We start from the raw sequence: 13259 nt of genomic DNA, 5'->3' as shown, positions 1-13259 counted from the left end.
AAGGAACGTAACTATGCACGCGCCCAAGAGAGGGGCTGGGTATACTTTGCCCGAGCTCGTCATTACCGTCTCGATTCTGGCCATTGCTGCCAGCTTTGCCACTCAGAGTTGGAGCTCTTTTGTAAGCAGTTCACGGCATCGGGCGATACTCGAAAATTACCACACGCTTTTTGCATTCGCTCGCTGGACCGCGGCCAGCAAGAGGACCATTGTCACTGCGTGCCCTCTCTCCCCAGCTCGTCGATGTGTAGATGATTGGGAACGGCCCATTTCGGTATTTATCGATGAGAATAAAGACGGAACACCCGACAACGACGTCGTGTTGCGTCGGGTGCAGGTTGACCTGACGTCGTTCACTCTTCACTCACGAACCGCAGGGCGTGGTTACTTCCGATTCAACGAAAAAGGCATGAGTGAAGGCTCCATGGGCAGCCTGGTATTGTGCCCGGACAATACCTCCCAAGGTACAATGACCTATATGCCAGTCAATATTGCTGGGCGGTTTCGGGTCGAATATGATCATGACCATGACGGGAAGATTCGCTTACCCTGGGGGGCGAAAATCAGCTGTTGAAGGAGCCGGCGCCGGCCGGCTTCTTCAACGTTCTTACTGATTCCAGGTGTCCTCACTCGCTTCGAAACCATCGTCGTCGCTGTCCCAACGCCGGACTCCCGTGGAATCCAGCTCAAGCCTGCCATCACCCGTCTGAATACCTTTTGGAGTAGCTCGCAACGTATAAGTCATGGCGTCCGCTGCCTCGATGGTCAAGTCATAATATTTCGGGTTGCTTTCCAAAGGTGCCTCGTCAGCGAAGATGGCAGGAGGACCTGTATCGCTCCCGCCATCGGCCGCACCCTCGTAACTGTTGTTGGAGGCATAGTAGCGTTCCATCGCAGCCGCCATCTCCATCAACACCCCCTGGGCATCGACCTGCGAGTTCGTTCCGCGTACTCCTGATAGCTTGGATAGGCAATGGCCGCAACGATGCCGATAATTGCGACAACAATCAGCAACTCAATGAGCGTAAAACCTCCTTCCTTTCTTGGGTAACCCATCCCCGCTTAATCCTCATACCAGTAGGTTTCAACCACGCCACTGATCGCATCAATCGCCTGACACTCTGTACCAACACACACCACGTTCGTGTCGTCTACCCGCATCCGTTGGGGCGTAGGAGGCAAGCCACCGGTCCGCAACTTAACGTACCGGTCTGGCTTGGTAAGCTCGCTAGCTTCTCCCACTCCGTCATAGTTACGGACGGCACGCCCATCAAGAACGGACAGGTGATAGAGCCGTGAAGTCCCGGTTGGGGGTAGGCACGGGTCGGAGCTGACTTTCGGCTCATAAGTAGTCACAAAGACCTCGTTATTGATGGTGGTGCTGGATGCCAGAACCTTTTCGCCGTCATTTTCCAAACGAATGTACCAACTGCTGGCCCGCCAATGCCTGTGCCGCGGCGTCACGCTCCGTAGCATTGCCCTGCTGAATCAGATTATCAGTAGCGTCGTACAGGTTAGACTCAGTGATTGTCTGGTACAGAACTGTCTCTTCGTTTGGATCGGACGGATCGAGTGGCGCCGAGCTGACGGCGGCAATTTTCAGCATGTATATACGATCATCAATCTCTTTATTCAGCGGGCTAGCTTGATAACCAGACCCGATGACCAGACCCAGATAGCGAGCCCCGCCGATCTTGATACCAAACAGATCTGGAGCATGGTAAAAACGCCGGTTGTTGGCTGTACCGTCCCCAGCCAAGTTGGCTATGCGGCCGGCGGTGGCAAAATCCTGCAACCGATTCGTATTATTGAAATCAAATCGCAGAATCTGCCCTCCATATCGCCTACGTACACCTGGTCGGCAAGGCCATCGCCATTGACGTCAAGAACCTTGGGCGATGCAGGGATGCTGTATTTCATGTCAGCAAGTTCGAGATCCGCGCCGCTTCCTGCAGGTCCAGCCCACCAGAGGCGATTGCCTGTCTCAGCGTCGACAACATACAACGCTCGACCCGAGGAGTCTTCCGTCCGCACATCGACGGAGTCCTGATTGGTGTCATATCCGCCACTGAAAATGAGTACCTCATACAGCTTGCCGTTGATATCCACCTTGGTCTTCACGGGCTTTGACCAGGTTTGAGCCAACTCCTCAAAATCCGAGTTTGCGACGCCACCGGTGATTTTCCAGAGCAATTTCGGGGAAGTTCTGTCGGTCACATCCAGCGCATAATAGCTTTTGCCTCCACGACGCATTCCGCCGTAGATTCTTGCAAAATCGTCGTTAGAAGACCCAATCACACCATCTCGGTCGGCATCCTTTACCCAAGTCACCAGGGAACCGTCCATGCCATACACTTTGCTGGACTGATCCGTGCTATTCATCATGGTCGGCTGGTTTTTCAACAATTCTCGAGGAATGAAGGAAAAGTGAGACGCCCCGTTCGCACCATCTACGCCATGAATGTAGCCTTGGTTATCACCGTAGAAAATCGAAATATCCTGAGGCGTCGAGGTCGCATCATAGATGATAAGCTGCGGTACTGAATGCAAGGGATCCGCAAGGAATTTGCGCGCGTCGGTGGTTTCCGAATCGCCATCCTTATCTTTGACATCCACACCCCGCGTCCAGTTGATGATTTCCGCGAGCTCGGCCGAACTCATGGCGCTGTTGCCGAAGTCCGCTCCGGTCAAATTATTATTGTTGGTGACCAAAGCGTTACTGGAATGTGACAAATCACTGCGGTTTGAACTTAGGTTAGAAAATACTTTCCTGTTGGAGGTTGCCTCAGGCAATTGGGAGGCAGCACCACCTTCCCTAACGTTAGGCCCATCGGCGGCCGGGCTCCACCAACTCCTCGCGGTCTCTTTGAAGAAGCCGGTCGCCTCGTCAATTGCGGCGTTGTCATTCACGTCAACAATGACCGCTTTCGCTTCCCCAGTCGTGTCATCTTTTTGAATGGTTAATTTGTACCGCTTAAGATTGCCATCCCAGATTGCTCCTTTGTCGGACTGGAACAGAGCGTAATAGAGCATATTCAGGTGGTTGAGACGGTCAAAGGTGTTGACCGCGATACCGGGAGCAACGTAGGTAGTTGATCGTGCCCTTACGTCGTCCAGCACTTTTTGCAACGCCGTAGTCAGCTCGGAGGCGTTATCGGCGAGCAGGTACTGGCCGCCACCTTTTCTGGCAGTATCTGATAGCAGGGTTTGATCCGTCTTGAAGCCCACGGTGTAAGTGGAGACTTTCTGTTGTCCAGGGAATTGGTCGCTCGGGTCCTTGGCAGACGGAATCATGTCTTCCGTGAACATATGGTCGGCAATCTCGTCCAGACAGTTTCCTGAACAGGAGCCGACCACGCCTTCAATGGTTTCTTCATGATTGGTATCGGAGGTCGGCACGCCATCCGTCAAGACCACGGCGTAATTGGGCTGGCACGAGAATTTTATCGGGCTGATGAAGCTGCCGTTTGCCGCTACGCCATCAACCGTTTTCGGATTGCTGTCTGCATCATTTTCATCCGTACTGCGAATGAACACGTCTTCACCCTGGTAATACCGCATCGCCTGGAAAAGGCTTTCTGACAGCGGCGTATTCCCGCCAGCGGTCAAGGCGTCGACCTTGCTCGTAATCGTGTTTCTCTGGTCCTCGATCGGCCCTACGGGCGTCTTAAAATAGGCGCCCTCATTACCGCCAAAAACCATCAGCCCACGTTAACGTCACTGAGGCTGGAGACCAGATCCTTGGTCGCCTGTTTCATAACGCTAAGACGGGTTTTGCCATCCACGTCATTGGTCCCCATGCTTCCAGAGGCATCAAGGATCAGCATCACATTGGGGGTAACCGTACCTTCACGATCGGTGAAGAAGATCTCAGTATCGTCCGCCACGCTGCCATGCCCGCCATGGAAAAGTAGGCAGCGGAGCACACGCCAGTTACAACTCGACTCAAATGTTTCATTGGTCATTCCCCCTATTTGGCAATGCCCAGAAAATAATCTGTTCGACCATGCCCGACTGCAGATTCACCACAACGGTTCCGGCCTGGCCGTTAAAACTGTTCGGTGACTCCGGAGCATCCGGTCTCCCCGACTGCGAGACGCGCAGATTTCGAGACGGTAGGTAGCTCTCCTGCGCGCATCGCTCGCAATTCGCCACTCGCACCTGAACGACCTCGCCCGACGCATTGGTGACCAACTCCACCTGACCCGCTTCAGCGGCCAGCACGTCACCATCGAGCATCGAGCGCGATTCCTGAGCATGGGCCATACCGCCGGCCATGAAGACCAGTACGCCGGCCAACACAACACCAAGTACACCTATCACGTTCATCGTTTTCTCCCTTCGACCGAACCGGTCAATAGTATTCGATCCCTTTGAACACACGCGCTGCTGCACCCGTGTTCGCCATTTCGGACTCGCCAATCAATTCGTAGCGATAGCCCTTCAATGCGCTAGAACCTTCATCAGCGTTCATGGAACTACCACTGGTGATAATGATTTCCCCGAGATAACGCACCTGGTAATTGCCTGTGATGCCATTGCCAGAATCCAGCGTGTGGGCGACCTTCGAACTTTCCTCAGAGGCCGACTGCATGGATTCACGCAGCAAGTCGAGATTATTGGCGAACAGCTCATTGGTCAGAGCCCCGACAGTACTCTCGGCCGCCTGGAACGCACGGTTGGAATTCTGGGAGTTGACGGCCATGCGCTCTTGCATCACTGAGGTATTCATGCCTGCCACACCAATGAGCGTGAGGACCAGTAGAATGATCAAGCTCACGATCAGGGCTGCACCACGCTGATCGCTGAGCGGTTGGTTGTTAGGTAACAATTTCATCAGTTATCTGCCCTCAATCACGATTCCGAAGCATGACCGTCGACACGAAGGAGCGTCGCAATCGCTGGTCCTCGGGATGGGTGACCGCACCGGCTGCTGCTCCCGTTGTGGCCTCAATGGTCTCCCCCGGCAGTGCGTAATCAGCCGTATCGGCATTGTTTCGCACCTGATCGGTGTCGCTGATCAACATACCAACCCGAATAGCCACCACGTTGGCCATGTTGCCGACATTGTCGGCGGTGGCGTAGCGCATGTTGCCAGTGGGCAGCAATTCGCCGTATTCAATTTGGAGGCTATCCACGCCCTCCACGATTTCATCGATCTGAAACGAGGGTGTTGCGCTGTTCAGGAGGTTGTTCGTACCCCGGTATAGCGCTCGTATGTCGTTACCCTGGGCATCATTTCTTCCTGTATCTGCGACGAAATACACGTTGGCGGAAAAGCGCATGATTCGGGCGTCATCGGTGTACTCCTGACTCACACGGTTCGAGGAGTTTACGTTGTTGGCATGCGCCCATGTGCCAGAAGACGGATTGCTCGAGATCCGAAATAAGTCGGCCGCCTCGCAATCGGATATCAGCACGATGTCATTCTGAGAGAACAGATCAATGTCCGGGCCTGCAACCTGAAGATTGGCATTGGTTGGAGTCACATTACCGGTTACCTCCACCTCCACGGACTCGCCACGTTGCACCGCCAGTACATCGCTGCCGATCAGCGCCCGGGATTCGATCGGGGTGCCGTCGAATTCGGTGCCATCGGCCATGCTCCGTCGTCAACCTCCCAACCACGCAGGGTCGAGGCGAAAAAATCCGACGTCGGCGGGTTATTGGCAATTACGTTCATGGTTACATCATCGGGATCGGCACAACCCTGAAAGCCCACCATTCGCATATCCCGGGCCATGATGTCGGTCGCGATGCGTCCGGACTCCTGGATTCTCGCCAGAGATGTGCCCAAACGAGACGACTGATTTGAATCCATATACACCGTAAAAATACCCAGAATCAGGTGGAACTGAGCGCCAACGCGATTAACAGTTCAACCAGAGACAAACCCTGCTGGTTAGATTCCGGGGCCAAGTGTTTCCGGCAGTAGACAAGCATCATCGTTCCGGGCCTCATAAGGTAAAGCGGACAGAGTAGGCATTATCCCCGGCGATCTGTTCGCCGGCATCGCCACCTCGGCTGGCTTCCTGCCACTGCACCGTGATGGTGTACACGTTGGAGGCTGCATCAAAGCCGATCGTGCCCACGCCTCCTGGCACCATGGTCATATCCGTCCCTACACTCTGAATCTGACGCGTCCACTCAGCCAGATCGAGCGTGACCTGATCACTCGGAGTGCAGCCAGTGTTAGCACCGGCGCAAGCCGGGAGTGCTGTCGAAGCACCCGCGGTGGTGAAATCAGGGTAATTCGTGGCCTGATCCGCGTTGGCTCGCATCCTGTCCGCCATGTCGTACGCCAGAATACTGGCTTGCGTACGCAGGTACGCACCTTGGTTGTTGCGCATGCCTTCGAATAGCAACCCCGCCAACCCCAGCAAGCCGATGGCCAGGATGAATAAGGTCACCAGTATCTCGATGAGGGTGAACCCCTTCTGGATACGCACCCGCGCTCGATTACGCAGGCGCTGGATATGAGCAATTCGTGACTGATTCATTACCGTGCGCCTCTTACGGGCATGAAATATCGTTGCCATCATGGTCGTTCAGGACCCCCGCCGTGCCACCAGTATCCCTCGCCAACCGGGTTTGACCGGACACGTTTACTGAAACAGCGCGCGCCTGAGCGGCGCCTCTCTCGTCGCAAATGACGAATGTCCCCGAGGCATTTCCCGCTGCCGAGGGAATCGGAAAGCCGTTGCTGGCAAACTGAACCCAGTTGCCGCCGTCACTGCTGAGATCTACGATTCTCAATGTGTTTCCGCCGGTTAAAGCACTACCGACCTTCAACAGCTGGTCACCATCTGCCGCCTCCAGCGAACGATCACCATCAATGTCGCGAAAAACAATCCAACCGTTCTCCCACGCGGCATTACCGGAACAACTGGCGTTGTCAGTTGAACCACAAACTGTCACAACACCGGCACGCAACTTCGATGCTTCACTTCGGGCGTAACTGATGAGGCTAGAGGTCTCATTAGTTTGAGCGTCAAACGATTGTTAAGAACCGTTTCACGAAAGGATGGAACCGCAAACGATGCGGCAATGGCCAGAATGATTATGGTGATAATCAGTTCTATGAGTGTAAAACCCGCGGAGCGTGAGACCCGAGACATAAATCTTCCCTATTTCTGATCGATTACAGATTAGCCGGGAGCACTGTCGGTCGCCAAGGGTTTGCGATAAACGGAGGAGTTCTATGGACGAGCGGTTAGAGGCGTCAATTCACTGAGATTCAGATCACAAGTGATGCAATTGATCGAACAAAGAGACAGGGCCAGCCAACTATTTGGTCGCGAGCAGGCCCTGAAGCAAGGGGCACGTCGCAAGCTCAGGAAACCTCGACGACATCAATACGCAGCTCCTTAGGCATAGAAAACACAATATTTTCCTCACGCCCTTCGACTTCTTGCGGAACGTTACCGCCAAGCTCGCGCAAACGCTCTATCACCTCATTTACCAGAACCTCAGGCGCAGACGCCCCAGCCGTAACACCTACCGCAGTCTTGCCATCCAGCCACTCCGGCTCAATCTGTGCCGCCTCATCAATGAGGTAAGCCGGTGTACCCATACGCTCCGCCAGCTCGCGCAGGCGGTTGGAGTTGGAGCTGTTCGGAGAACCGACCACCAGCATGAGATCACAATCACCCGCCAGCTGCTTTACCGCATCCTGTCGGTTCTGGGTGGCGTAGCAGATGTCGTCCTTGCGTGGGCCTTCAATTTGCGGGAATTTCGCCCGCAAGGAGTCGATCACCCGAGCGGTGTCATCCATGGACAATGTCGTCTGGGTAACGTAGGAAAGACGGCTGGCGTCTTTTACCTTCAGCTTGGCGACATCCGCCTCGTCTTCCACCAGATAGATATCACCGCCGTTGCTGTGATCGTACTGGCCCATGGTGCCTTCCACCTCGGGGTGGCCGTGGTGTCCGATCAGGATGCACTCGCGGCCATCCCGGCTGTAGCGCATGACTTCCATATGCACCTTGGTCACCAATGGACAGGTCGCATCGAAGACTTTCAGGCCACGGCGGGCGGCTTCACTTTGAACAGCCTGGGATACCCCATGCGCACTAAAGATCACCAGCTTGTCGTCAGGCACCTCGTCCAGCTCGTCCACGAAGACGGCGCCGCGATTACGCAGGTTATCCACCACGAATTTGTTGTGGACCACTTCGTGGCGCACATAAATGGGTGCTCCGAACACATCGAGGGCACGATTGACGATTTCGATGGCGCGGTCCACGCCGGCGCAAAAGCCACGTGGGTTGGCGAGTCGGATCTGCATGCTGGGTTCCCGCTGGTAAAAAATGAGCCGTGTCGACGTCAGTGCGTCAGTGCGTCGGTTTCGCCGGTTCGACGTCGATGATTTCCACTTCAAAGGTCAGTGTACGCCCCGCCAACGGATGGTTGAAGTCCACTTCGACTTCGTCTCCCTCGACACGGCTCACAACCCCCGGCAGCTCGCTCTGGCGAGCATCCGCGAAGGAAATCATAACGCCAGGCTCAAGCACCATGTCGGCGCTGAATTCGTGGCGCTTAAAGGTTTGCAAGTTGTTCGGGTTGTGCTGGCCAAAGGCCTTCTCGGGCGGCACTTCGTAACTGGCGCGCTCCCCGGCCTTCATCCCCATCAAGTAAGCTTCGAAATTTTCCGGCAGGTTGTCATCGCCGATTTCCAGCGTGGCCGGCTCTTTTTCGAAGGTGGAATCAATTACTTCCCCGTCCGTGAACTTCAGGGCAAAGTGCAGTTTGACGCGGGTTCCCTTGTCTACGGGCAATTCTTTCATGAGCGTGAGTCACTCCTGTCGGCATCGCCGCCAGAGTTGGCAGGCGAGCGGAACGTATCGATGATCATCATGCAGCACCGACGGTAATCGCCGTGTCTGCCAGGTTGAAGGCGGGGAAGTGCCAGTCCTGCCAGTAGAAATGCAGGAAATCGACAACGTAGCCATGAACCACACGGTCATAGACATTGCCGAGGGCGCCGCCAAGAATCAGTACGATGGCAATGGCGGTCCAGGTTTCATGGTGCTGGAGTTTTCTCAACCAGACCACCAGCACGCAGCTCACCACCAGCGCCAAGGCTACAAAGAACCAGCGCTGCCAGCCGGCAGCCTGCGCCAGGAAGCTGAAGGCCGCGCCGGTGTTGTGCAGCAATGTGAGATTGAACATCGGCACAACCGGCACCGGATCGCCATAGGTCAGCATCGCGGTGGCCAGAGCTTTGGTGCCCAGATCAAGGGCAATCACCAGCACCGCCAGCCACAGCCATTTCATTTTTGAACCGGTTTCCGCTTCCGCCATCACAGAGTCCATCAGGCGAACGCGCGGGCTTCGCCTGGCCCTTCCAGGTTGGTCACACAGCGACCACAGAGATCGGTGTATTGGGTATTGGAACCGACGTCTTCCCGGTGGTGCCAGCAGCGCTCACACTTGGCGTGCGCAGCCGGTGTTACCGCCACCCGCAGCCCCTCGTAGGCTGTCAGCTCGGCTTCGCCGGCTTCTGAAGCGGGCTTCACGGTGGCCTCGGAAGTAATCAGGACAAAACGCAGTTCTTCGCCAAGGTGCTTCAGATTAGCGGCCAGATCGCCTTCGCAGAACAGAGTCACTTCCGCGCTCAACGAGCCCTTGATTTCACCGCGGGCTCGGGCGTCTTCCAGGCACTTATTGACCGCCTCTTTCACGCTGAAGATCTCACGCCAGTAGTCCCGGCCCAGCTCAGCGGTTTCCGGCAGTTCGGTCAGACCGTCGTACCAGGTCTCATAGAACACCGTGTCGCCACGCTTACCCGGCAGGTGCTGCCAGATTTCGTCGGCGGTGAAGCTCAGGATCGGCGCAATCCAACGCACCAGCGCCTCGGCTACGTGATAAAGCGCGGTCTGGCAGGAGCGTCGTGCCAGGCTGTCTGCCGGTGTGGTGTACTGACGGTCCTTGATGATGTCCAGATAGAAACCACCCAGGGTCGACTCGCAGAAGTTGTAAACCTTCTGGTAGATGCGCAGGAACGCGTAGTTCTGGTAATCCTCTTGCAGCTCCTCCTGGAGCCGCAGAGCGCGATCCACCATCCAGCGGTCGAGCGCAATCATGTCTTCCGGCGCAACAGTGTGCTGCTCAGGATCGAAGCCACTGAGGTTGCTGAGCAGGAAGCGTGAGGTGTTGCGAATCCGGCGATAGCCATCGGCCGTCTGGCGCAGGATATCCTTGGACACCGTCATCTCACCGCTGTAATCAGTCGCAGCGACCCAGAGCCGCAGGATATCGGCACCCAGTTCGTTCATGACTTCCTGGGGCGCGATTACGTTACCCAGCGACTTGGACATCTTGTGCCCCTTGCCGTCCACGGTAAACCCGTGGGTCAGCACCTGGCGATACGGCGCCTCGCCGTTCATGGCGATGGAGGTTTTCAGGGACGACTGGAACCAGCCCCGATGCTGATCCGAACCTTCGAGATAGATGTCCGCCGGGAATTGGCCCAGCTCGTCCCGAACCCGCAGGACGGATTCGTGGGTAACCCCGGAATCGAACCAGACGTCCAGCGTGTCAGTGACCTTATCGTACTGGTCAGCGTCGCCACCCAGGAGAGACTTGGTTTCGATGTCGTACCAGGCATCGATGCCATCCACTTCGATATGCTTGGCCACCTTCTCGATCAGCGCCTGGGTATCCGGGTGCAGCTCCTGGGTCTCCTTATGGATAAACAGGGTGATCGGCACGCCCCAGGTACGCTGGCGCGAGATACACCAGTCCGGGGATTGCTGGAACATGGCTTCAATACGGTTCTGGCCCCAGGACGGCACCCAGCGCACGCCTTTAATAGCCTCAAGCGCATCGGCCCGAAGGTTCTGCTTATCCATGCTGATAAACCACTGCGGCGTGGCGCGGTAGATCAGCGGTGTCTTGGTACGCCAGCAATGCGGGTAGCTGTGCCGGAACTTCTCGGAGCGCACCAGCTTGCCTTCGCGCGTCAGGGCAGCGCAAACCGGCTCATCGGCTTTATAGACGTGCACGCCCGCCAGTTCGCCAGCGGCACTGGTGTAGGTACCGTCGGCCTGAACCAGGTTGATGGTGCCGATGTTGTAGGCCTTGCCCACTTCAAAGTCTTCCATACCGTGGTCGGGTGCGGTGTGCACCGCACCGGTACCGGCTTCGGTAGATACATGGTCACCCAGGATGACCGGCACCTGCTTGTCGTAGAACGGATGCTGCAGCGCCAGGTGCTCGAGTTCGGAACCGGTACAGGTGCCCAGCACCTCGTACTGCCCGACTTCCCAGCGACTCATCACGCCCTCAACCATATCGGCGGACATAATCAGACGCTCCTGTCCCTGGCCAAGATCAGCCTGGACCAGGGCGTACTGAAGCTCGGCGTTGAGCGACACGGCCTGGTTGGCGGGAATGGTCCAGGGCGTGGTGGTCCAGATCACGACAGAGACATCACCCTCACCGCTGTCTGTTCCAAACGGCGCCAGAGCCTTGCCTTGATCCACGGCGGTGAATCGCACATCGATCTGGGTGGACGTCTTGTCCTGGTACTCGACCTCGGCCTCTGCCAGTGCGGACTGACCCACCACACTCCAGTAGACCGGCTTGAAACCGCGTACCAGATGCCCCTTGGCAACAATCTTACCGAGGGCACGGACAATGCCAGCTTCCACCTTGGGATCCATGGTCAGGTAGGGCTTGTCCCACTCCCCCATAACACCCAGGCGAATGAAATCGGCCTTCTGCCCTTCAATCTGTTTGGCGGCGTAGTCGCGACAGGCCTGGCGGAAGGTTTTGTAATCCACTTTCACGCCGGCCTTGCCGATTTCCTGCTCGACCTTATGTTCGATCGGCAGGCCATGGCAGTCCCAGCCCGGCACATAGGGAGCGTCATAACCCATGAAGCCCTGGGACTTCACGATCATGTCTTTCAGAATCTTGTTGACCGCATGACCAATGTGAATGCTGCCGTTGGCGTAGGGAGGGCCGTCATGAAGAACGAACTTTTCCCGCCCTTCGCGCTGCTTGCGCAGGTTGCCGTAGACATCCAGATCCTGCCAGCGTTTGAGCATTTCCGGCTCGCGCTTGGCCAGGTTGCCGCGCATGGGAAAGGCGGTTTCCGGCAGATTCAGGGTATGCTTATAGTCGCTCATGGTCTGTGTGCGTGCTCTTTTGGTCAGTTTGGGTCAGTAATCACTAATGTGTGGGCCGAAGCCACCGGTTTTCAATGCGCGGTACGACAGGATCCGTTCCTGGACAGCCATTCCCGGGCATCCTCAAAGTCGTTGGCGATCTGCTCTTTAAGCGCGTCCACGGAGCCGAATTTGATCTCCTCGCGCAGGGCCTCACGAAACACAACGTCGATTTGGCGACCGTAGAGTGTGCCAGCAAAGTCAAACAGGTGCACTTCCAGCGCCGGCTGTTTGCCATCCACCGTTGGCCTCAGGCCGATATTGGCAACGCCATCGTAGGTCGAACCGTCATCAAGCGTCGTGCTGACGACGTAAACGCCCTTCAGGGGTGCCATGCGCTTGAGCAGAATATTGGCTGTTGGCGCCCCGATTTCGCGTCCCAGTTGACGCCCGTATACCACGCGACCGGTGATCCGGTAGGCATGGCCCAGAAGCGCTTCCGCTTCGGCCAGTCGGTTCAGGCCCAGCCGGTCGCGAATCCGTGTACTGCTCACCCGCTCCCCGTCAATGGTCACCGTGAGGGTATTCTCCACCGTAAACCCCTGGCTCTCGCCGGCCTCCCGCAGCAGCATGAAATCACCGGTGCGGTCACAGCCGAAGCGGAAGTCATCGCCCACCACCAGATGGCGCACGCCCAGGCCATTGACCAGAACGGCGTCAATGAATTCCTGGCTGGTCAAACGGCGGAATCGGCTGTTGAAATGCAGGCACAGCACGTAATCAATACCCGCCGCTGTCAGGGCCTCAAATTTCTGCCGGAACGACATCAGTCTTGGAGGCGCCTCCTTGCCCTGAAAAAACTCTCTCGGCTGAGGCTCAAAAACCATGACCACCGACGGCAGACCCAGGCTGGCCGCTTTCTCTTTGACCTGTTCCAGGATGGTCCGGTGCCCGATGTGCACCCCGTCGAAATTTCCAATGGTCGCGACACAGCCACCAGCAAGAGGAGAATCCTCCGCCGGGACAGCAGAGTCAGGTTGGTCAGGCCTCGGATCAGACGCATGCAATGCGAACCTTCAATTACCAGCTGGCTTTCAGCTCCCCGCATCATCCAGGGCAAACACGCGTGGTTTTGCCGGACCGGGG

Annotated in this window: 18 protein-coding genes and 2 pseudogenes; 1 reads left to right on the top strand and 19 read right to left on the bottom strand. The window is 56.5% G+C overall.

Going from position 1 to position 13259, the window contains the following annotated elements; translation table 11 throughout:
* Positions 1-13 precede the first annotated feature (13 nt).
* Positions 14-574 carry a GspH/FimT family pseudopilin gene (locus AU14_RS13695; protein WP_041341674.1) on the top strand — a complete coding sequence of 187 codons (561 nt, stop codon included), beginning with the start codon at positions 14-16 and terminating at the stop codon, positions 572-574.
* A 33-nt stretch (positions 575-607) separates the two neighbouring features.
* Here the strand turns inward: AU14_RS13695 and AU14_RS23945 are convergent, their stop codons facing one another.
* The 19 genes and pseudogenes from AU14_RS23945 to ribF all read right to left on the bottom strand — a co-directional run bounded on the left by AU14_RS23945 (position 608) and on the right by ribF (position 13176).
* Entirely contained in the window at positions 608-892 is a 285-nt protein-coding gene (locus tag AU14_RS23945; protein ID WP_158498323.1) for a type IV pilin protein, read from the bottom strand.
* Positions 893-909: 17 nt separating this feature from the next.
* Entirely contained in the window at positions 910-1056 is a 147-nt protein-coding gene (locus tag AU14_RS23940; protein ID WP_158498322.1) for a prepilin-type N-terminal cleavage/methylation domain-containing protein, read from the bottom strand.
* 6 nt (positions 1057-1062) lie between these two features.
* A complete protein-coding gene (locus AU14_RS21870; protein WP_052472059.1) occupies positions 1063-1416 on the bottom strand; it encodes a hypothetical protein in 354 nt (117 codons plus the stop codon).
* Entirely contained in the window at positions 1406-1795 is a 390-nt protein-coding gene (locus AU14_RS21865) for a hypothetical protein (protein ID WP_052472058.1), read from the bottom strand. Before AU14_RS21865 ends, AU14_RS21870 begins: the two co-directional genes overlap by 11 nt.
* On the bottom strand, positions 1765-3702 hold the full coding sequence (locus tag AU14_RS13685; RefSeq protein WP_052472057.1) for a pilus assembly protein: 1938 nt from the start codon (positions 3700-3702) through the stop codon (positions 1765-1767). Before AU14_RS13685 ends, AU14_RS21865 begins: the two co-directional genes overlap by 31 nt.
* Complete coding sequence (locus AU14_RS21860) at positions 3702-3887, bottom strand: vWA domain-containing protein (protein WP_052472056.1); 186 nt, start codon at positions 3885-3887, stop codon at positions 3702-3704. Before AU14_RS21860 ends, AU14_RS13685 begins: the two co-directional genes overlap by 1 nt.
* 67 nt (positions 3888-3954) lie before the next feature.
* Entirely contained in the window at positions 3955-4329 is a 375-nt protein-coding gene (locus AU14_RS13680) for a hypothetical protein (protein ID WP_041341671.1), read from the bottom strand.
* A gap of 25 nt (positions 4330-4354) precedes the next feature.
* Entirely contained in the window at positions 4355-4837 is a 483-nt protein-coding gene (locus AU14_RS13675) for a pilus assembly PilX family protein (RefSeq protein WP_041341667.1), read from the bottom strand.
* A gap of 13 nt (positions 4838-4850) precedes the next feature.
* Positions 4851-5603: a PilW family protein gene (locus AU14_RS13670; RefSeq protein WP_041341664.1), complete on the bottom strand. Its 753-nt coding sequence runs from the start codon at positions 5601-5603 to the stop codon at positions 4851-4853.
* Entirely contained in the window at positions 5552-5797 is a 246-nt protein-coding gene (locus AU14_RS21855; RefSeq protein ID WP_236744082.1) for a PilW family protein, read from the bottom strand. Before AU14_RS21855 ends, AU14_RS13670 begins: the two co-directional genes overlap by 52 nt.
* A gap of 47 nt (positions 5798-5844) precedes the next feature.
* On the bottom strand, positions 5845-5943 hold the full coding sequence (locus tag AU14_RS21850; protein ID WP_236744629.1) for a prepilin-type N-terminal cleavage/methylation domain-containing protein: 99 nt from the start codon (positions 5941-5943) through the stop codon (positions 5845-5847).
* A 14-nt stretch (positions 5944-5957) separates the two neighbouring features.
* Positions 5958-6500: a type IV pilus modification protein PilV gene (pilV, locus tag AU14_RS13665; protein ID WP_052472055.1), complete on the bottom strand. Its 543-nt coding sequence runs from the start codon at positions 6498-6500 to the stop codon at positions 5958-5960.
* Between the two features lie 13 nt (positions 6501-6513).
* A complete protein-coding gene (locus AU14_RS13660; protein WP_236744081.1) occupies positions 6514-6933 on the bottom strand; it encodes a GspH/FimT family protein in 420 nt (139 codons plus the stop codon).
* Entirely contained in the window at positions 6915-7118 is a 204-nt protein-coding gene (locus tag AU14_RS21845; RefSeq protein ID WP_169745960.1) for a prepilin-type N-terminal cleavage/methylation domain-containing protein, read from the bottom strand. Before AU14_RS21845 ends, AU14_RS13660 begins: the two co-directional genes overlap by 19 nt.
* 215 nt (positions 7119-7333) lie before the next feature.
* Positions 7334-8287 carry a 4-hydroxy-3-methylbut-2-enyl diphosphate reductase gene (ispH, locus tag AU14_RS13655; RefSeq protein WP_041341661.1) on the bottom strand — a complete coding sequence of 318 codons (954 nt, stop codon included), beginning with the start codon at positions 8285-8287 and terminating at the stop codon, positions 7334-7336.
* A 46-nt stretch (positions 8288-8333) separates the two neighbouring features.
* Entirely contained in the window at positions 8334-8786 is a 453-nt protein-coding gene (gene fkpB / locus AU14_RS13650; RefSeq protein ID WP_041341658.1) for an FKBP-type peptidyl-prolyl cis-trans isomerase, read from the bottom strand.
* A pseudogene (lspA, locus tag AU14_RS13645) lies at positions 8783-9315 on the bottom strand (signal peptidase II). Before lspA ends, fkpB begins: the two are co-directional and overlap by 4 nt.
* Positions 9315-12134: an isoleucine--tRNA ligase gene (gene ileS, locus AU14_RS13640; RefSeq protein ID WP_041341656.1), complete on the bottom strand. Its 2820-nt coding sequence runs from the start codon at positions 12132-12134 to the stop codon at positions 9315-9317. Before ileS ends, lspA begins: the two are co-directional and overlap by 1 nt.
* A 71-nt stretch (positions 12135-12205) precedes the next feature.
* Positions 12206-13176, bottom strand: a pseudogene (gene ribF / locus AU14_RS13635) (bifunctional riboflavin kinase/FAD synthetase).
* Positions 13177-13259 lie beyond the last annotated feature (83 nt).

The organism is Marinobacter similis, from assembly GCF_000830985.1.
Lineage (GTDB): Bacteria > Pseudomonadota > Gammaproteobacteria > Pseudomonadales > Oleiphilaceae > Marinobacter > Marinobacter similis.
Note: the sequence above shows the minus strand (reverse complement) of the source record. Positions and strands in the feature narration are given on the sequence as shown.